Origin of the sequence: Klebsiella sp. CB_Kp196, from assembly GCF_040061575.1 — a bacterium.
GTDB lineage: Bacteria > Pseudomonadota > Gammaproteobacteria > Enterobacterales > Enterobacteriaceae > Klebsiella > Klebsiella michiganensis.
In genome coordinates this window covers 19,469-39,171 of sequence record NZ_JBEAFH010000081.1, presented here as the reverse complement: position 1 = coordinate 39,171, position 19,703 = coordinate 19,469, and the positions used below count along the sequence as shown (strand labels likewise).

Genomic DNA, 19,703 nt, shown 5'->3' with positions numbered 1-19,703 from the left:
GTGACGGAAATTCCTTTTTATCTGGTGGCGGCGTTCAGCGACCAGCCTTTCGCCGGCAACCCGGCTGCGGTATGCCTGCTTAAAAAGTGGCTGCCGGATGAGCTGCTGCTCAAAATGGCGCAGCAGCACAACCAGTCGGAAACCGCGTTTGTGGTACCTGAGAGCGATGGTTTTGCGCTGCGCTGGTTTACCACCCGCAATGAGGTCAATCTCTGTGGCCACGCCACGCTTGCCAGCGCGCACGTGATATTTCATCACCTGGATTATCCTGATGCGCTGATTCACTTCGCGACCGCTTCCGGTCGGCTGACCGTGAGCCGCGAGGGCGACTGGCTGACCCTGGATTTCCCGGCGGGAGAAACGCAAGAGCGCGAGCCGCCCGCGGAGATGCTCTCCGCGCTGGGGATTGAGCGCTACCTGCATGCCCGCAAGGGGCGCGCATGGCTTATCGAACTGGCCTCCCGTGACCAGGTCGAAGCCCTGCGGCCGAATATTGCTGCGATGACGCCCGGCGAACATAAAGTGACCGTGACCGCCGCGGGCAGCGGGGAATATGACTTCGTTAGCCGCTTTTTCTCACCCGGTGAAGCGGTGTGGGAAGATCCGGTAACCGGTTCGGCGCATACTATGCTGATCCCCTACTGGAGCGCAAAGCGCGGTAAAACTCAGCTGCTGGCGCGCCAGGTTTCCGCGCGCGGCGGCGATATGCGCTGCGAGCTGAAAGGAAAACGCGTATTGATGAGCGGCCAGGCGGTGACCTATTTAAATGGCGTAATAACGCTACGCTAGCTCACCCGTCATCATAAGACGGGATCGGCAACAGACCCGCCGATCCCGAATCCGAGTGGGTTACCCGGCAAACTTATCCTGCGCGCTATTCCTGCGAAACCCGCATGGAAAATAGGCCATCACGGTAGACGGGCGATATTGGCTTTAATCACTTCGATAGAGTGGCGGAATTTCTCCGCTTCATCATCGGCCAGCTGCAGTTCAATAATCTGCTGCACGCCGCTTTGCGTCAGCACCGCGGGAACGCCAGCCGCCGCGCCGGTTACGCCATATTCCCCGTCAAGAATGCACGACACCGCCAGCGCGCGATGGCTGCCGGTGAAAATATTGCGGCAGATTTCGGCGATGGTTCCGGCGACGCCGTACTCCGTGCAGCCTTTGCCGGCGTAAATCTCAAACCCCAGCTTGCGCACCTTTTCGGCAATCAGCTCCCGGTCGAGAGCCTGGCCGGTATGTTTTTGGTAAACATCGGCGATGGCGGAGCCGTAAACCGCCGAGTGTGACCACACCGGAAACTGGGTATCGCCATGCTCGCCAAGAATAAAGGCGTCGATGCTTTGCGCGCCGATATCCAGCGCCTGGGCCAGTACCCGGCGTAAGCGCGTCGTGTCCAGCCAGACGCCGGTACCCAGCACCTGGCCGCGCGGCAGGCCCGAAAGCTGCCACACCTGCCAGGTGATGATGTCGCAGGGGTTGGTGGCAACCAAAAAGATGCCGTTGAAGCCGCCGCGCATCATCTGCGGGACGATGCTTTTGACGATTTTTGCCGTGTTGGTCAGTTCGTCCAGCCGGGTTTGACCCGGCTTGAGCGCGCCGCCGGAAACGGTGATAACCGCGATATCGACATCGGCGCAGTCGCTGGCTTCCCGGGTGGAAATCGTCATCATGCCCGGCATGTAGGCGGCCGCGTCGCTCAGGTCCTGAGCGTGCGCTTCGGCGCGTGAGGTATTGAGATCGACAAGGATCAGCTCCTCGCAAATATTCTGGTTTAACAGGGCGTAGGCCGCTGAGGCGCCGACGTTTCCGGCCCCGATAATCATCACCTTGCGCGCTTTGGTATTCATCGTATTTTCCTGATAAAAGACGTTATGTCGCAAAATTACTGCCTCTCAAGGGGGGAGCGCAAGTCGGGTCAGAAGCTATAAGTTAATGCTATGGCGGCTCCGCGGACGCCCCGCGCTACAGTACGCTCAAAAAAGGAGCTTCTTTATGTACACTATCGCCGCGACCCCGCTAAATCACCCGGATCTGACCGCCTTAATTGCCGAGCTGGACGCATACCAGCAGACGCTCTACCCGGCGGAAAGCAATCATCTTATCGACCTGAGCGCGCTACCGGCGGCGTCGGTCATCGCGCTCATTATCCGCGATGCGCAGCACCGGGCCGTCGGCTGTGGGGCCATCGTGCTCGGTGAAGAGGGGGTTGGCGAGATGAAAAGGGTGTTTATTCACCCGGCCCATCGCGGCCAGCAGCTGGGGGAAAAACTGCTGGCGGCGCTGGAGAAAGAGGCGATAAATCGCGAATGCCATACCGTACGCCTGGAAACGGGCATCCATCAGCACGCCGCCGTCGCGTTATACACGCGCAATGGCTACCAGACCCGCAGCGCCTTTGCGCCGTATCAGCCGGATCCGTTAAGCATTTTTATGGAGAAGCTGCTGCTTGTCGATCTTCGTTCAGCAGCGCTATAAACGCCTCGAGCTGGCGAGTTTTCGCCCCGCGCCGCCAGACCAGCCAGGTCGTCAGCCAGCGCCACTCTTCGGCCAGCGGCCAAGCGGATACCTGCTGATGGCCCGGCATACTCTCCAGCATGCTGCGCGGCATCAGCGCCAGTCCGGCGCCGGCAATGACGCAGGCCAGCATCCCGTGGTAGGACTCCATCTCATGGATCCGCCCCGGGGTGGCGCGATCGGCGTGGAACCAGCTCTCAAAATGACGGCGATAGGAGCAGTTGGCGCGAAACGCGTAGACGCTGGCGCCGTTCACTTCGCTGGCGCGGGCGATGGGCGGGTGGCCAAAGGGCGCGACGATCATCATCTCTTCCGGGAACACCGGTAACCCCTCCAGCCCCGGGTGCACCAGCGGACCGTCAACGAACGCTGCGCTCAGATTTCCCTCAAGTACGCCGTCGATCATGGTGCCGGAAGGACCGGTGGAGAGGGCCAGGTGAATCTTGGGATAGCGCTGATTAAAGTGCGCCAGGGTAGGGGAAATGCGCACGGCGGCGGTACTCTCCAGCGAGCCGAGCGAAAACAGCCCCTGAGGTTCATCTCCGGCGACCACCATCCTCGCTTCATCAACAAGGGCGAGGATCTGCTGGCTATAGCGTAAAAAGCTGTGCCCGGCGGGCGACAACCGCAGCCGCTGATTTTCGCGAATAAACAGTTCGACGCCGAGATCCGCCTCCAGCTGGCGGATGCGTGTAGTCAGGTTTGACGGCACGCGATGCACCTTCTGCGCGGCCTGGGTAATGCTGCCGGTGCTGGCGACGGCGTTAAACATCTCAAGCTGGGTCAGATCCATAGCGTTCTTCTTTTGTGAATAGGTTGCTTAATATTATTCATTTTTAATGAAAGGAAGGGTAAGCCAGAATAAGGTCACTTCGCAATCAACACAGAGAGAAAAACGATGAATTTATCTGCTACTCATGCGATTTCCGTGAGTCCGACCACCGGTGAAACTTTGTCGTCTGTGCCCTGGGCCAGCGAACAGCAGGTCGATGCGGCCATTGCCCTTGCGGAACAGGGGTATCGTCAGTGGCGCAACGTCAGCGTGGCGGAGCGCGCGGCGACGCTGCGTAACGTCGGTAGCGCGATGCGCGCCCGTGGCGAAGCGCTGGCGCAAATGATTAGTCGCGAAATGGGTAAACCGATTGCCCAGGCGCGCGGCGAAGTGGCTAAATCCGCCAATCTTTGTGACTGGTATGCTGAACACGGCCCGGCGATGCTCAATACCGAGGCGACGCTGGTTGAAGACAATAAAGCGGTGATTGAGTACCGCCCGATGGGGGCTATCCTTGCTGTCATGCCGTGGAACTTCCCGGTGTGGCAGGTGCTGCGCGGCGCGGTGCCCATTCTGCTGGCGGGCAACAGCTATCTGCTTAAGCATGCGCCAAACGTGCTGGGCAGCGCGGCGATGATCGGCGAAATTTTTGCCGCTGCGGGCGTGCCGGACGGCGTCTTTGGCTGGGTGAACGCCACCAACGATGGCGTTTCGCAAATGATTAACGATCCGCGCATCGCCGCGGTGACCGTCACCGGCAGCGTGCGCGCCGGGAAGGCCATTGGCGCACAGGCCGGCGCGGCGTTGAAAAAATGCGTGCTGGAGCTGGGCGGCTCCGATCCCTTTATCGTGCTTAACGATGCCGACCTTGACGAGGCGGTGAAAGCGGCGGTGATAGGTCGCTACCAGAATACCGGTCAGGTCTGCGCCGCGGCGAAGCGTTTTATCGTCGAAGCGGGCATCGCCGAGGCCTTTACGCAGAAATTTGTCGCCGCTGCTGCCGCGCTGAAAATGGGCGACCCGCGCGATGAGCAGAACTATATTGGGCCGATGGCGCGGTTCGATCTGCGCGATGAGCTGCACGAGCAGGTGCGCGCGACCCTAAAAGAGGGGGCGACCCTGCTGCTGGGGGCGGAAAAAATCGAAGGCGCCGGCAACTACTACGCGCCGACGGTGCTCGGAAACGTTACCGCGGAGATGACCGGTTTCCGCGAGGAGCTGTTTGGCCCGGTGGCGACGATTACCGAAGCCCGCGATGCCGATCACGCGCTGGCGCTGGCTAATGACAGCGAATTTGGCCTTTCAGCAACGGTTTACACCACCAGTGAAGCGCAGGCCCAGCGTTTTGCCGATGAGCTGGAGTGCGGCGGAGTGTTTATCAACGGCTACTGCGCCAGCGATGCCCGCGTGGCGTTCGGCGGCGTGAAGAAAAGCGGATTTGGCCGCGAGCTCTCCCATTTTGGTCTGCATGAATTCTGCAACGTGCAGACCGTCTGGAGAGATCGCCGCTAGCCTGCGGAAAAATCCCCGGGTTGCGGTTAACGCCTTTCCCGGGCTACCGATTCGTGCGATTTGCGGGTTTGGTAGCCCGGGCAGGCGCCCCGCTGACGAGCGAACCATCCCCCTGGCGACGCGAGGGCGAGAAAGAGGCTGTTTCTTCGCGTCCCGTGCGCCTATAATTACCGCCCGAATTTTGTTGTTGGCAAGGAGCCGCGCGTGGCGACGGTAATGAATAACGCAATGCTCGATGCCATTTTGGCTGAAGTCAGGCCGCTAATTGGTCGCGGTAAAGTGGCGGACTATATTCCGGCGCTGGCCAGCGTCAGCGGCGATAAGCTCGGCGTGGCTATCTGTACGGTCGACGGTCAGCACTACAGCGCCGGCGACGCGCACGAGCGCTTCTCTATCCAATCTATCTCGAAAGTCCTGAGCCTGGTGGTCGCGATGAACCACTATCAGGAAGAGGAGATCTGGCAGCGGGTGGGTAAAGATCCCTCCGGCCAGCCTTTCAACTCGCTGTTGCAGCTGGAAATTGAACAAGGCAAACCGCGCAACCCGTTTATTAATGCCGGGGCGCTGGTGGTCTGCGATATGCTGCAAAGTCGTCTCAGCGCGCCTCGCCAGCGGATGCTGGAAATCGTGCGTCGTCTGAGCGGTGTGGGCGATATCGCCTATGACCCGGTGGTTGCCCGCTCGGAGTTCGACCATTCGGCGCGCAATGCCGCGATAGCCTGGCTGATGAAATCCTTCGGTAATTTCCATAACGATGTCGCCACGGTGCTGCAAAACTATTTCCACTACTGTTCGCTGGAGATGAGCTGCGTAGAGCTGGCGCGCACCTTTCTGTTTCTTGCCGACCGAGGTATCGCTCCGCACCTTGAGACGCCGGTTATCGCCCCCATTCAGTCGCGGCAGGTCAACGCGCTGATGATGACCAGCGGCATGTATCAGAACGCCGGTGAGTTTGCGTGGCGCGTCGGTTTACCGGCGAAATCCGGCGTCGGCGGCGGGATTGTGGCCATCGTTCCGCAGGAGATGGCGATTGCGGTCTGGAGCCCGGAGCTCGATGACGCCGGGAACTCGCTGGCCGGGATCGCTTTACTGGAAAAACTCACTCAAAAACTGGGGAGGTCGGTATTCTGATGGTGCCCATAGAAAACCTGTTTGCCCGCCTGCAGCGCTCCACTTTTCGCTCCCGTTTTCGCCTCGGCGTGAAAGAACGGCAGTATTGTTATGATAAGGGCGCGGAGGTTATCGACCAGCACGCGGCGGACTTTATCGCCAGTCGGCTGGCCCCTGCGCAAATTCCTAACGACGGTAAGCAGACCCCGATGCGCGGACATCCGGTGTTTATCGCCCAGCATGCCACCGCGACCTGCTGTCGCGGCTGTCTGGAAAAGTGGCACGCGATCCCGCGGGGGCGCGGCCTCAGCGACGAAGAGCAGCGCTACGTGGTGCAGGTGATTCACCACTGGCTGGTGATCCAGATGAATTCGCCGGACCGCAGCAGACTGTAATTCATCGGGCGGCGGTATATGCCTGATAATTATTCTCATGATATGATGAACCGCTTACTAATTATTAACATAATAATTGCCTGAAACAATTAGACGGATAATCATGAATGTCTCCACTGTCGATTCGGTCATTCACGCTGTTTCGTGAGGAACAGCCCGTGCGTGATGCGCTGGTGTTGTTCACTTTAACGCTACTACTGCATTTCTTTGGCGCGATGCTGCGTCTGGTACAAGAATTGTCGTTCTTCTGGCCGCTGAACGCGGTAATGGCGGGGATTTTTGCGCGTTATATCTGGCTAAATCGCAGCTATTTTTACGCCGTTTGTTTTGCCGCCATGCTGGTATATGACGGTTTAACATCTCGTTGGGGAATGGGGTTCGCCTCCTTTCTGATCAACTTCTCCAATATCGTTTTTATCGTCACCCTGGCGCAGCTCATTTTGTGGGATAAGCGCCGGGCTGATTCGATGCCGGGACCGATAAATGCGCTAAGCCTGTTTTGCTACTGTCTGCTGGCGGCGCTGCTCTGCGCGGCCGTCGGGGCGCTGGGTTCGGTAGATGTGGAACGCGCCACGTTTATTCCCCAACTGGCGGACTGGTTTAGCGAACAGTTTTCGACTGCTGTGCTGATCCTGCCGTTCATTTTAACCCTCACGCTCCCTTCGGCGTTCGGGCGTTTTCGCCTGCGTCAGCTGTTACCGGCGATTGCGCTGGTGCTGTCGATTGTGCTCGGCGTGGCGGTGGGCGGGGCCGGGAGCATAACCTTCCCGTTACCGGCGCTGATTTGGTGCGCGATTCGCTATCCGCTACCGTTAACCTGCCTGTTGACCTTTATTACCGGGATTAGCGAAATTCTGCTGGTGGCGAACTCGCTTATCCATCTCTCCCCCGATACCCGGATGCAGCCGTGGCAGCTGTTTTCAACGCGCCTGGGGATTGCTGCGATGCTGATCAGCCCCATCATCGTCGCTTCCAGCGTTGAGGCGATTAATAACCTGGTCAAACAGCTGGCCCTGCGCGCTGATTTCGACTTCCAGACCCGGGTCTATTCTCGCTCCGGGCTAAGCGAAGCGTTGAAACGTCAGCCGATCGCGGAAAACGAGCTGCTCACCGTGATGGTGCTCGACATCGACGGCTTCAAGCAGGTTAACGATCGCTGGGGCCACGAGTGCGGCGATTGTATGCTGGCCCAGTTTGCGCAGCAGGTGCGGCAGCTGGTGGGTGAAGAGGGCATGGTGGCGCGTATTGGTGGGGAAGAGTTTGCCGTCGCGGCGCTGACCTCATCCGCGCGAGACGGAGTGCTGCTGGCGGAAAAAATTCGCCAGGGCATCGAGTCGCAAACCTTCACCTGGGGGCAAAACAGGATCCAGCTGACCATCAGCATGGGGCTGGAGAGCCGGGCGCCGGGTTCAGCCAGAATAACGGATCTGTTCAACCAGCTGCTCATGGTCGCCGATGATTCTATGATTCGGGCAAAAAAAGCCGGACGCAATCGTATTTTTACGCAAGAAATGGTCTGAATCGTACATAAGAAAATACGATGGTAATTCCGCTTGTGTTAAATATAAGTTAAAAACATAGTGATGTGGTCAATTTCAAGGAGTTACCTATGACCACATCCTTTTCTCTGCGCACGCTGTCGCGTGACGATATTCTTGAACACCTTCCTGAATTAACCGACATCCTCGTCAGCTGCGTCAACGGCGGGGCCTCGGTGAGCTTTATGCTGCCTTTTTCCCCGGAAACCGCGACGGCGTTCTGGCTGCGAATGGCGCAGAGCGTCGCCGCCGGTGAGCGCATTGTTCTCGCCGCAGCGGATGCGCAGCAGCGGCTTGTTGGTACGGTACAGCTGATTACCGACCAGCCGGAAAACCAGCCGCACCGCGCCGATGTCGCCAAACTTCTGGTTCACCAAAATGCGCGGCGTCAGGGGCTGGCGAATGCGCTGATGGCCCGACTGGAAGCCATCGCGCGCGAGCAGGGTAAGAGCGTTCTGGTGCTGGATACGGCGACCGGCAGCGGAGCAGAAAACTTTTATGTACAGTGTGGTTGGGAAAAAGCCGGGGAAATTCCACGCTATGCGCTGATGCCCAACGGCGAGCTGACGGCAACATCGCTGTTCTATAAATTTCTGTCATAAATTTTATATTGCATACAGCTTTGATCAAAACAGGGTTTCACTTGCGTAAAAACCTGATAACTTATTGGACCAATTACTCAGGTTGTATGACTACTCTATGAGGGAACCCTTGTGAAAACACTAAACCGTCGCGATTTCCCGGGCGCGCAGTACCCTGAACGTATCATTCAGTTTGGCGAAGGTAACTTCCTGCGCGCGTTTATCGACTGGCAGATCGATCTGCTGAACGAGCATACCGACCTGAATGCCGGGGTGGTGATCGTGCGTCCGATTGAGAGCTCATTCCCGCCGTCGCTCAGCACCCAGGATGGCCTCTACACCACGATTATTCGCGGCCTGAACGAGAAAGGGGAAGCGGTCAGCGATGCGCGTCTGATTCGCTCGGTAAACCGCGAAATCAGCGCCTATGCGGATTACGATGAACTGCTGCGGCTGGCGCACAACCCGGATATGCGGTTTGTGTTTTCCAATACCACCGAAGCGGGTATTAGCTACCACGCGGGCGACCGCTTCGACGATGCGCCTGCGGTAAGCTATCCGGCAAAACTGACCCGCCTGCTGTTTGAGCGCTACAGCCATTTCTCCGGCGCGGCGGATAAAGGCTGGGTCATCGTTCCCTGCGAGCTGATTGATTACAACGGTGAAGCGCTGCGGGAACTGGTGCTGCGCTATGCGCAGGAGTGGGCGCTGCCGGAAGCGTTTGTGGCATGGCTGGATGAAGCCAACGCTTTTTGCTCTACCCTGGTAGACCGTATTGTGACCGGCTATCCGCGCGATGAAGCCGCGCAGATTGAAGAGCAGCTGGGGTATAAAGACGGTTTCCTCGATACTGCCGAACATTTCTACCTGTTTGTCATTCAGGGGCCGAAATCCCTGGCCGCCGAGCTGCGCCTCGATAAGCTACCGCTTAATGTGCTGATTGTTGACGATATTAAACCGTACAAAGAGCGTAAAGTGGCCATTCTTAACGGCGCGCACACCGCGCTGGTGCCGGTCGCCTTCCAGGCAGGCCTGGATACGGTGGGCGAAGCGATGAACGATGCGGAAATCTGCTCATTCGTCGAGAAGGCGATTTATCAGGAGATTATTCCGGTTCTCGATCTGCCGCGCGATGAGCTGGCGTCCTTCGCCAGCGCGGTAACCGGTCGTTTCCGTAACCCGTACATCAAGCATCAACTGCTGTCTATCGCGCTGAACGGCATGACTAAATATCGTACCCGCATTCTGCCGCAGCTGCTGGCGGGCCAGAAGAAAGAGGGGACTCTCCCCACGCGCCTGACCTTTGCGCTGGCGGCGCTGATCGCCTTTTATCGCGGCGAGCGTAACGGTGAGAACTATCCGGTTCAGGATGATGCCGAATGGATGGAGAGCTATAAGGCGCTATGGGCCCAGCATCGGGATGCGCAAATCACCACCGGCGAGCTGGTAAAAGCCGTACTGTCCGTTGAATCCCACTGGGAGCAGGACCTGACGAAAGTGCCGGGTCTGGTTGAGCGGGTCACGCAGGATCTGGATGCTATTCTGCGCGACGGCATGCGCGCCGCCGTTAAGCCATTGTGCTGATACCCTGAAGCCCGCTGACGGACGACCAGAATAGCGTCGATTGTGTCGGCCGGGTAAGGAGTTAGCCGCCGCCCGGCACTCATCCGGGCACATTCCTGAAGCGATGGAGCATCAATTTCAACCCGGCAGCTGCCGGGTTAGTTTGGCACTCTAATTAGTTACAACATACTTATGTGTTTTTTTACAAAGGCAGGTCTGAAAGATTGTGCCCATTTCGTCCGGCAGCGGAAACAGGGGCAATTAAGAGAAAAAGATGAATTGTGCCCCCGGCGGTTGAACTAATTATCTGACTGGAAAATAATGGCTTATCCAAACGAGAGATGAGACCCATGGTCATTGAAATTCGTGAAGTGAGCCAGCAGGACAAAGCGCAGTGGCTACAGCTATGGGAAGGCTATACCAGTTTCTACGGTAGCCCGCAGCCGTCCGACGTCACGGAATATACCTGGCAGCGGATGCTTGATTCCGCTTCTCCCATGCTGGGCCGGGTTGCCCTGGCGGATGGCAACGTCGCTGGATTTGCGATTTGTGTCCTTCACGAAGGTACCTGGGTAAAGACGCCTGTTTGCTATCTGGAAGATCTGTTTGTTGCCCCGCCGATGCGCGGCAAAGGCATCGCCAGGGCGTTGATGCAGGCGCTGCAAGCGGAAGGGAAAGAGAAAGGGTGGTCGCGGCTGTACTGGCACACTCGTACTGATAATCCGGCCCGGCGTCTGTATGATGAATTTACGCCAGCCGATGACTATGTTCGTTACCGCGTGACGCTCTGAAAATCTGAGATTAAGAAGTTATTAAGATTTCCCCTGTAAAACAGGGGAAACGACTCAGGAGTAACAAAATGGAAAAACGCATAGAGACGGTTGTGAACCTCATCATGTTTCTTTCGCTGCTGGCTACCGCATGGGATCTCTCTCTGGTCCATCATCTGTCCTGGTAAACCTGGCCTACGGCGCCTGCTTCCTGCGCCGTAGCGTTCTCTCCCTCTTTTTACACTCCGATGGCGCTAGCGGCGCGCGACGATAAACAGGCGCGGAAATCGCAGCAGTACCTTTCCGTTACACTGTAACGGATAGTGCTGTTTCAGCCGTTCCAGATAGCGTCCGAGAAACGCCTGGCGCTGCTGTTCATCAAGCGGTTGTAAAAACGGTCGCAGGCCCGTTGACTGTAGCCATTCAATAATGGCCTGGTGCGATGCCAGCGGGTGATGGTAGGTGGTGCGCCAGATATCCACCTCGCAGCCGCTGGTGGTCAGTATATCGTAATACTCCGACACATCCGGCAGCGGCTGCCGCCCACTGGCCGGATGTCCCATCTCTTCAGCAACCTGACGCATCAGCGCGTGCGAGGGCTCTTGCCAGTTCACCGGCATTTGCACCGCCAGTACGCCATTTTTCGCAAGATTGCTGACCAGATGAGGGAAAAGGCGCTGATGATCCGTGAGCCACTGCAGCGAAGCATTGGCATAAATGACGTCCGCCGGCCGCTCGGGGCGAAAGGTAGCGATATCCGCCTCGACGAACCGGCAGTCCGGCAGCCGCCGGGAGGCCTCTTCCAGCATGGCCGGAGAATTATCAACGCCGATAATCGTGGCATCTGGCCAGGCATCGCGCAGCAGAGCGGTACTGTTGCCAGGTCCGCAGCCCAGATCAACGGCCAGCGTGGCGGGATGGTGGGCGATGCGGGCGAGAAGCTCGGCGGCGGGCCGCGTACGCTCAGCCCCGAATTGCAAATAAAGTGAAGGATTCCAGTCTGCCATAGCGCGCTCCGGTTAAGAGAAACTCGTTCATCAGCATAGACGGCAATGCTTATCTGGCAACTAAACAGAATCAATATGTTACTTTGTTGTGACGCTGTCACTTTTCCTTATGCAGGGTTCATCACGGTATCCCCGCCAGCGGTTGGCTACAGTAGGCGTCGCAAACCAGGGGGATGGTCATTAAATGGCGTTAATCATTAAGGTGTTACTCGAAAACCGGCTCGGCAAGGGGCAGGACAGCCTGCTGCAGGCGAAACCCGGATTAAGCCTGCTTGTGGAGGATGAAACCAGCCGGGTGCTGTTTGATACCGGGCCAGACGGCACGTTTCTTCATAATGCGCAGCGTATGGGCGTCTCTTTATCTGACCTGACCGCCACGGTGCTCTCCCATGGACATTACGATCACTGCGGCGGGGTGCCGTGGCTGCCGGACAACAGCCGTATTATTTGTCATCCGCAGATTGGACTCACCCGCTACTCGGCGTTATCTCTCGCAGGACGCAACTGGAAAATCAAAAAGCTGTCGCGAGACATCGACTACTCCCGCCACCGCATGGAGTACAGCCGCGAGCCGGTGGCGATCGGCGAACGACTGGTGTGGTCCGGTGAGATTACGGTCGCTCACCCGCGTGCCTATGGCCTCCTGACGGGTCAATCCCAGGGTGAGGACTATATTGTCGATGAAGGCGTCCTGATCTACCGCTCGACGCGAGGGTTAGTCATTATCTGCGGCTGCGGGCATCGCGGATTGATCGATACGATTCGCCACTGCCAGAAGATCACCGGCATCCAGCAGGTATACGCCATCATCGGCGGTCTTCATCTGCGCAGCGCGCCGCCGTGGGCAATTCGTCAGCTTAGACAATTCTTGCGCCAGCAGAAGGTCGAGGAGGTGATGGCCTGCCACTGCACCGGTTCATGGGGGCGCTGGTGGCTAGCGGAGAGTAGCGCGCCGGCAACCGGCGATACGTTGGTGCTGGAATAATAATCGCGTTCACTTTTGCTAATTACATATAAATAACATTTTTGCTATTTATTAAATACATTATCCGCCGGCTATACACCTTCCCCCAAGGGGAAGGTCAAATACTGATATCGCTTTTTGGTGTAAATATTTATAGAGAAACTTCATTCTATTTAACCTGGAGTTTTCTCTTTGAAATATCGTTTAATTGTTGCGGTGAGTGTGATTTAATCCAGCGGTCGTCTAATTGCGAATATCACTATGATTCAGTCACTACAGGCATTATTTAAACAAGCAACCCGGCGCCGGCTTCGTATCCGCGCAGGGCTTGTTATTGCCTGTTGGTTACTGCTCAACCTTCAGCTCGCCGTTGCGGCGCACCATGGCGGCCAGCAGCAGCCCACGGCGCCGCAGGTGCAAACTCACCATATTGTCGATGGCATGATGAACATGCCCGGCATGGAAAACGTCGGCCAGAAAGTTATCTGTGAGAAGCACTGCGACCCCGATACCGCGCAGCCTAACTCCTTAACCTCTCTACAGCTGAACGCGCTCCCCTCCGAAACCGCGCTACTTGTGGTTTCCCCGCAGCAGGAGACCTGCGCTGAACGTATGGACTGGCGCACGCCGCCGGTCACCGGTCCGCCGGTTGAGATACGCTTCTGCCGTTTCAGGGAATAACGCACCGTTAAAAACATCCATCAGATCTGCCCGGTCTGCGGGCGACTTTATGTTTTTTTCGGAGACTTTATTATGCGTTCGACCTCTATTTTTCTGCTTATTACCAGCGTACTGACCTTTTCCTTCAGCGCATTTACCGCCAGCGCGGAAGATGCCGCGATGCACCATCACACCATGTCCTCCATGGCGGATATGCCGGAGATGAAGAAGGCGGATGATTCCGCCACGCTTTATTCAGCCAGCGGGGTCATTAAAGCCTGGCGCGACGATGCCGTCGTGATTGCCCACTCTCCGGTTACCGAGCTGAACTGGCCGGCGATGACCATGAGCTTTGCGCTCGCTGATAACCACGATAAAAAGCTGGCGGTGGGAGAGCAGGTCGATTTCACCTTCCGCCAGACCGACTCCGGCTACGCGATCATTTCAATTACCGCGCGATAATTCCGGAGTCATTATGCACATCTTCAATAAGGCGGCCTGCGGGCTGCCGCTTTTACTGTCGCTGATGTCCACCAACGGCTGGGCAACGACGCTTTCTGAGGCCCTGTCGGCGGCGGAAAACTACTCCGCCGAGCTCTCCGCCAACGATCATCAGGTTAACGCTTTGAAGAATATGGCGGATTCCGCCATGCAGCTCCCCGATCCGAAGCTGAAATTTGGTATTGAAAACGTCCCGCTGGGCGGCAATAACGCCAGCCGTCTCACCCGCGAGGGGATGACCATGCAAAGAGTTGGCGTGATGCAGGACTACGTCAGCAGTACCAAGCGTGAACGGAAAGCCGACTCCATTACCGCCGAGGCGCGCCAGACCGCCGCTAATGCCGATGTGATTCGTGCCCGGCTGCAGCGGGAAACCGCCCAGGCGTGGCTGGCGCTGGCGCTGGCGCAGAAGTCGCTGCGCTCGGTGCAGACGTTGATTAGCGAAACGTCCCGGCAAATCGACGTACAAAAGGCCGGCGTCAGCAGCGCCAGCGCCAGTCCCAGCAGCGTGCTGGACGTTCAGCTGGCGCTGAATGCGATGAAAAATGAGCAGGATAACGCCCGCCGCGATGTACAGATCGCCCAGGCGCGCCTGTTGCAGCTCACCGGGAAGGAGGTCCGCGATATCTCCGGCCCGCTGCCGCGCATTGAACGTCTGCCTGCCGACGAAGCCGACTTAATGGCCGGGATTAAACTTCACCCGGAAGTGATCCAGGCCGCCAGAGAAGCCGATCTGGCGAAAGCGAAATCAGGTCAGTCGGAAGTCGCGGCGATCCCCGACGTGGGCGTTGAGGTTTATTACGCCCGACGCGGTGATGATTATGACGACATGGTGGGGGTCATGTTTACCGTCGATATGCCTATTTTTCAGGGCAAACGTCAGGACAAAGACCACGCAGCGGACGTCTCCCGTACCTATGAAGCCAACGATCGGCTGACGTTATTGATGCGCGAACATCAGGCGCAGCAGTATCAGCTGATTTCGCAATATAACGCCGCGAAAGCCATTTACGATCGCCAGCAAAGCGAGGTGCTGCCGCTGCTGCGCAAGAAGGTGAGTCTCGTCAATGCCCAGTATCGGGGCGGCAGCTCCGCGCTGCCTGAACTGCTCGCCGCCCGCCGCGATCTCCTGAGCGGAGAAATTGCCAGCAACAATGCGGAGAAAGCGCTTGCCGATGCGTGGGCCGCTATTCGCTACCTTATTCCACAGGATGTTAAATAATGAAGCTTAAATCTGCTCTTACCGTTGTGGCGCTGGCCGTCGCCCTTGCCGCCGCTGGCGGCTACTGGCTGGGTTCGCGAAGCGCGCCGATGCCCTCCGCTGGCGGCGGCCAGGCGGAAACGGGCCGCAAAGTGCTGTACTGGTACGATCCAATGGCCCCCGCTACGCGCTTTGATAAACCGGGTAAATCGCCGTTTATGGATATGGATTTGGTACCGCGCTACGCCGATGAAGGCGCGGGAGAAGACGCCGGGGGCGTGCAGATTAGCGCCCGCCAGCAGCAAAACCTTGGCGTCCGTACGGCGAACGTCTCCCGCCAGACGCTGGCGCTGAAGCTCAATGCTTTTGCTACCGTGGCCATTGATGAGCGGGGCGTTGAAACGGTACCGGCGCTGGCCAGCGGTCTGATTGAGAAACTTTACGTCAACGCCTCCCAGCAGTTTGTGAAAAAGAACGAGGCGCTGGCGGAGCTGTGGATCCCGCAGTGGGCGGCGGCGCAGCAGGAGTATCTGGCGGTGAGGCGGCTGGGCGATAGCGGGCTGACCGCCGCGGCCCGCGACCGCCTGCGGCTGCAGTTTATGCCGGAAGCGGTTATCCGTAGCGTTGAGCGCAGCGGTCAACCGCAAACCCGCATGACGGTGCGCGCGCCGCACGATGGCTACGTCAGCAAGCTGGATGTGCGCACCGGCGCGCAGGTCACGACAGCCCAACCGCTGTTCGAGCTGGCCAGCCTCGATCCGGTCTGGATCGTGATTGATTACCCGCAAAGCCAGGCCAGCCTGCTGCGCGAAGGCAGTAAGGTGACAGCCACCACCGGCAGCTGGCCCGGTATGGCGTTTCAGGGAACCGTCAGCGAACTGCTTCCCGACCTCGAAGCCACCACCCGTACGTTGAAAGCCCGCGTAGTGCTGAATAATCCGCAGCATCGGCTCAAGCCGGGCATGTATTTGAACGTTGAGCTGGCTGAGGCGCAGCAGGAGAGCGCCGTTCTGGCTATTCCGGAAGAGGCATTAATTGCCACCGGCACCAGCAATCGGGTGCTAATCGCCGACGGCGAGGGGCATTTCCGTCCGGTCGAGGTGACCGCAGGGCGAACGCAGAATGGTCTGGTTGAGATTAAATCCGGCCTCGAAGCGGGCCAAAAGGTGGTGACCTCCGGGCAGTTCCTGATTGACTCCGAAGCCAGCCTGCGCAGCGCGCTGCCGCAAATGGCCGGGCAAGAGGAGGAAGCAAAAAGCTACTCAGCGCAGGGCGTTATTAAGGCCGTGAACGATGAGGCGGTAACCATTGCGCACCAGCCGGTACCGGCGCTGAAATGGCCGGCAATGATCATGGATTTTGCTATTACGCCGCAGCTGCGGGAACAGATGCGGCCCGGCGAGTCGGTGATGTTTCACTTCGTCCTGACCGATGAAGGGGCGCGAGTCACCTCAATGATGCCGCTGAACGGCGCTAAGGAGCAGCCATGATCGCCGCCGTTATCCGCTGGTCATTGCGCAACCGCCTGCTGGTATTGCTGGCGACGCTGATTATGGCCGCCTGGGGCGTCTGGTCGGTACAGCAGGCGCCGCTGGACGCGCTGCCGGATCTCTCCGATACCCAGGTGATCATTCGCGTGAGCTATCCGGGGAAAGCGCCGCAGATTGTCGAAGATCAGGTGACCTACCCGCTGACTACCACCATGCTGTCGGTGCCGGGAGCGAAAACCGTGCGCGGCTTTTCGATGTTCGGCGATGCTTATGTCTATGTGCTGTTTGATGATGGAACGGACCCGTACTGGGCGCGCTCCCGCGTGCTGGAGTACCTGAGTCAGGTCCAGAGCAGCCTGCCGCCGGAAGCGAAAGCGTCGCTGGGGCCGGATGCCACCGGCGTCGGCTGGGTGTTTGAATATGTGCTTACCGACAAAAGCGGCCAGCATAGCCTCGGCGACCTGCGGGCGATTCAGGACTGGATCCTCAAATATGAGCTGAAAACCGTGCCGGATGTTTCGGAGGTGGCCAGCGTCGGCGGAATGGTCAAAGAGTATCAGGTGATCCTTAATCCTGACCGGCTGCGGGCGCTGAACGTCACCCACGAGCAGGTGATTAGCGCGATCCAGAGCGCCAACCAGGAAGGGGGCGGTTCGGTGCTCGAGCTGGGCGAAGCCGAATATATGGTACGCACCACCGGCTACCTGAAGTCCATCGACGACTTTAACCAGGTGGTTATCGCTGCGCGCAGCGGCGTGCCGGTGCTGCTCTCCGACGTCGCCAGCGTGCGCCGGGGACCGGCGATCCGGCGCGGCGTCGCCGAGCTCAACGGCCAGGGCGAGGTGGCGGGCGGGATAATCATTATGCGCTCGGGTAAAAACGCGCTCAGCACCATTAACGCCGTAAAGGCCAAACTGGCGGAAGTGCAAAAAAGCCTGCCCGCAGGCGTGGAGATTGTTCCGGTCTACGATCGTTCGCAGCTGATTAAAAACTCCGTCGAGACTCTGACCCATAAGCTCATTGAGGAGTTTATCGTCGTGGCGGTGGTCTGCTCGCTGTTTCTGTTCCACTTCCGCAGCGCTCTGGTGGCGATGATCACGCTGCCGCTGGGGATCCTTGGCGCCTTTATTGTGATGCACTATCAGGGCGTCAGCGCCAATATGATGTCGCTCGGCGGGATTGCGATCGCCATCGGGGCCATGGTCGATGCGGCAATCGTGATGATAGAAAATATGCATAAGGTGCTGGAGCAGTGGCGGCACGAGCACCCTGAACGCCAGCCGTCCTCCGCCGACTACTGGCAGATTGCCCAGCACGCGGCGTCGGAAGTGGGGCCTGCGCTGTTTTGCAGCCTGCTGATTATCACCCTGTCGTTTATTCCGGTGTTCACCCTCGAGGCTCAGGAGGGCAAGATGTTCTCGCCGCTGGCCTTCACCAAAACGTATTCGATGGCGGTGGCCGCCGGACTCGGGATCACCCTGGTGCCGGTGCTGATGGGCTACTTTATTCGCGGCAAAATTCCTGATGAAACCGCCAATCCGCTCAACCGCTGGCTGATTCGCGCCTATGAGCCGCTGCTGGATAAAGTTTTGCAGTGGCCGAAGGCGACGCTGGCGGCGGCGGGCCTGCTGCTGGTTGCCACGCTGTGGCCGCTGGCGCAGCTCGGCAGCGAATTTCTGCCGCAAATTGACGAGGGCGACCTGTTGTATATGCCCTCCACGCTGCCGGGGATCTCCAGCCGCGAAGCGGGACGCTTGCTGCAGCAGACCGACCGTCTGATCAAGACCATTCCTGAAGTGCAAAGCGTATTCGGCAAGGCCGGGCGGGCGGACAGCGCTACCGACCCGGCGCCGCTGACCATGCTGGAAACCACGATTCAGTTCAAGCCGAAAAGCGAATGGCGGCCCGGCATGACCATGGATAAGCTGATCGAGGAGCTCGACAATACGGTGAAGGTACCGGGGATAGCCAACGTCTGGGTACCGCCGATCCGTAATCGCCTGGACATGCTGGCGACCGGCATCAAAAGCCCGGTCGGCATCAAAGTGAACGGTAACAATCTGGCGGAGATCGAAAAGACCGCCGAAGAGATTGAGCGCATCGTGCGTAGCGTACCGGGGGTGACGTCGGCGCTGGCGGAGCGCCTCGACGGCGGCCGCTATATCGATATCGCTATCGACCGGGTGAAAGCCGCCCGCTACGGCGTGTCGGTGAAGGAGCTGCAGTCAATCGTCGCCAGCGTCGTCGGCGGCGATAACATCGGCGAAACCATCGAGGGGCGAGAACGTTACCCAATCAGCGTCCGCTATCCGCGCGAAATGCGCGACTCGCTGCAAAAGCTGCGCGATCTGCCGGTAGTGACCAGCGGCGGGGCGCAGGTCGCGCTCTCGGAACTGGCGGACATCACCATTACCGACGGCCCGCCGATGCTGAAAAGCGAAAACGCCCGCCTGTCGGACTGGATCTACGTGGATATTCGCGGGCGCGACTTAAAATCCGCAGTTGATGAAATGCAGAGCGAGGTCGGCAAACGGGTCAGGCTGCCGGAAGGCATCTCGCTGACCTGGTCCGGGCAGTATGAGTACCTCGAGCGCGCCACCGCGAAGCTGAAAATCGTGCTGCCGTTTACCCTGATGATTATCTTTATCCTGCTTTACGTCACTTTCAGTCGCGTTAAAGACGCTCTGCTGATTATGGGAACTTTGCCGTTTTCGCTGATCGGCGGCGTCTGGCTGCTCTGGCTGCTGGGCTACAACCTGTCGGTAGCCGCCGCCGTGGGCTTTATTGCGCTTGCCGGCGTGGCGGCGGAGTTCGGGGTGATTATGGTGCTCTATTTGAACCAGGCGATCGCGAAACGTAGCCCCGAGCTGAACGATCGCGCGCTCAACGAGGCGATTCATGAAGGGGCCGTGCTGCGCGTGCGCCCGAAAGTGATGACCGTGGCGACAATCATGGCCGGACTGCTGCCGATTATGTGGGGAGGGGGCACCGGATCTGAGGTGATGCAGCGTATCGCCGCGCCGATGATCGGCGGGATGATCACCGCGCCGCTGCTCTCGATGCTGGTGATCCCGGCAGTCTATCTCCTGACGCACCGTAACAAACGCTAAAGTACAACG

At 58.5% G+C, this 19,703-nt stretch carries 18 protein-coding genes; 15 read left to right on the top strand and 3 right to left on the bottom strand.

All coding sequences use genetic code 11. The features are described 5' to 3' along the window. Positions 1 to 789, top strand: coding sequence for a PhzF family phenazine biosynthesis protein (locus ABLU87_RS26720; RefSeq protein ID WP_047723751.1), 789 nt, complete (start codon positions 1 to 3; stop codon positions 787 to 789). A gap of 119 nt (positions 790 to 908) precedes the next feature. On the opposite strand, the gene ABLU87_RS26715 is transcribed toward ABLU87_RS26720, so the two are convergent. Beyond that, a complete protein-coding gene (locus ABLU87_RS26715) occupies positions 909 to 1,853 on the bottom strand; it encodes an L-lactate dehydrogenase (protein WP_014229489.1) in 945 nt (314 codons plus the stop codon). A 145-nt stretch (positions 1,854 to 1,998) separates the two neighbouring features. Between ABLU87_RS26715 and ABLU87_RS26710 the strand changes: the two genes are divergently transcribed. Then, positions 1,999 to 2,481, top strand: coding sequence for a GNAT family N-acetyltransferase (locus ABLU87_RS26710; RefSeq protein ID WP_032749021.1), 483 nt, complete (start codon positions 1,999 to 2,001; stop codon positions 2,479 to 2,481). Here the strand turns inward: ABLU87_RS26710 and ABLU87_RS26705 are convergent. Continuing rightward, complete coding sequence (locus ABLU87_RS26705; protein ID WP_004851166.1) at positions 2,435 to 3,313, bottom strand: LysR family transcriptional regulator; 879 nt, start codon at positions 3,311 to 3,313, stop codon at positions 2,435 to 2,437. The genes ABLU87_RS26710 and ABLU87_RS26705 overlap by 47 nt on opposite strands. Before the next feature lie 105 nt (positions 3,314 to 3,418). Between ABLU87_RS26705 and sad the strand changes: the two genes are divergently transcribed. From sad to ABLU87_RS26670, 7 genes are all read left to right on the top strand, one after another. Then, entirely contained in the window at positions 3,419 to 4,804 is a 1,386-nt protein-coding gene (gene sad / locus ABLU87_RS26700; RefSeq protein ID WP_032719170.1) for a succinate-semialdehyde dehydrogenase, read from the top strand. A 204-nt stretch (positions 4,805 to 5,008) separates the two neighbouring features. Next, positions 5,009 to 5,935, top strand: a complete 927-nt coding sequence (gene glsB, locus ABLU87_RS26695; RefSeq protein ID WP_014229486.1) for a glutaminase B — start codon at positions 5,009 to 5,011, stop codon at positions 5,933 to 5,935. After that, positions 5,935 to 6,309 (top strand): DUF4186 domain-containing protein, encoded by a 375-nt coding sequence (locus ABLU87_RS26690; RefSeq protein WP_032694369.1) that lies wholly within the window; start codon positions 5,935 to 5,937, stop codon positions 6,307 to 6,309. Before glsB ends, ABLU87_RS26690 begins: the two co-directional genes overlap by 1 nt. 107 nt (positions 6,310 to 6,416) lie before the next feature. Next, a complete protein-coding gene (locus ABLU87_RS26685) occupies positions 6,417 to 7,829 on the top strand; it encodes a GGDEF domain-containing protein (protein WP_004851155.1) in 1,413 nt (470 codons plus the stop codon). An 89-nt stretch (positions 7,830 to 7,918) separates the two neighbouring features. After that, positions 7,919 to 8,449: a GNAT family N-acetyltransferase gene (locus tag ABLU87_RS26680; RefSeq protein WP_025105748.1), complete on the top strand. Its 531-nt coding sequence runs from the start codon at positions 7,919 to 7,921 to the stop codon at positions 8,447 to 8,449. A 111-nt stretch (positions 8,450 to 8,560) separates the two neighbouring features. Then, positions 8,561 to 10,012 (top strand): tagaturonate reductase, encoded by a 1,452-nt coding sequence (locus ABLU87_RS26675; protein ID WP_122116921.1) that lies wholly within the window; start codon positions 8,561 to 8,563, stop codon positions 10,010 to 10,012. 329 nt (positions 10,013 to 10,341) lie between these two features. Continuing rightward, positions 10,342 to 10,782 carry a GNAT family N-acetyltransferase gene (locus tag ABLU87_RS26670; protein WP_122116922.1) on the top strand — a complete coding sequence of 147 codons (441 nt, stop codon included), beginning with the start codon at positions 10,342 to 10,344 and terminating at the stop codon, positions 10,780 to 10,782. A gap of 233 nt (positions 10,783 to 11,015) precedes the next feature. On the opposite strand, the gene tam is transcribed toward ABLU87_RS26670, so the two are convergent. Then, a complete protein-coding gene (gene tam, locus ABLU87_RS26665) occupies positions 11,016 to 11,768 on the bottom strand; it encodes a trans-aconitate 2-methyltransferase (protein ID WP_122116923.1) in 753 nt (250 codons plus the stop codon). 184 nt (positions 11,769 to 11,952) lie between these two features. Between tam and ABLU87_RS26660 the strand changes: the two genes are divergently transcribed. The 6 genes from ABLU87_RS26660 (at position 11,953) to ABLU87_RS26635 (ending at position 19,694) form a co-directional block, all read left to right on the top strand. After that, positions 11,953 to 12,753 carry an MBL fold metallo-hydrolase gene (locus tag ABLU87_RS26660; RefSeq protein WP_122116924.1) on the top strand — a complete coding sequence of 267 codons (801 nt, stop codon included), beginning with the start codon at positions 11,953 to 11,955 and terminating at the stop codon, positions 12,751 to 12,753. 240 nt (positions 12,754 to 12,993) lie between these two features. Further along, positions 12,994 to 13,413, top strand: a complete 420-nt coding sequence (locus tag ABLU87_RS26655; protein ID WP_122116925.1) for a hypothetical protein — start codon at positions 12,994 to 12,996, stop codon at positions 13,411 to 13,413. A gap of 72 nt (positions 13,414 to 13,485) precedes the next feature. Continuing rightward, a complete protein-coding gene (locus ABLU87_RS26650; RefSeq protein ID WP_196942023.1) occupies positions 13,486 to 13,854 on the top strand; it encodes a copper-binding protein in 369 nt (122 codons plus the stop codon). Between the two features lie 13 nt (positions 13,855 to 13,867). Beyond that, the gene (locus ABLU87_RS26645) at positions 13,868 to 15,115 is read left to right on the top strand and encodes a TolC family protein (RefSeq protein WP_122117622.1); all 1,248 of its coding nucleotides are present in this window, start codon (positions 13,868 to 13,870) and stop codon (positions 15,113 to 15,115) included. Further along, positions 15,115 to 16,584 carry an efflux RND transporter periplasmic adaptor subunit gene (locus ABLU87_RS26640; protein WP_122117623.1) on the top strand — a complete coding sequence of 490 codons (1,470 nt, stop codon included), beginning with the start codon at positions 15,115 to 15,117 and terminating at the stop codon, positions 16,582 to 16,584. The genes ABLU87_RS26645 and ABLU87_RS26640 overlap by 1 nt, the downstream gene beginning before the upstream one ends. Continuing rightward, positions 16,581 to 19,694, top strand: coding sequence for an efflux RND transporter permease subunit (locus ABLU87_RS26635; RefSeq protein ID WP_122117624.1), 3,114 nt, complete (start codon positions 16,581 to 16,583; stop codon positions 19,692 to 19,694). The genes ABLU87_RS26640 and ABLU87_RS26635 overlap by 4 nt, the downstream gene beginning before the upstream one ends. Positions 19,695 to 19,703 lie beyond the last annotated feature (9 nt).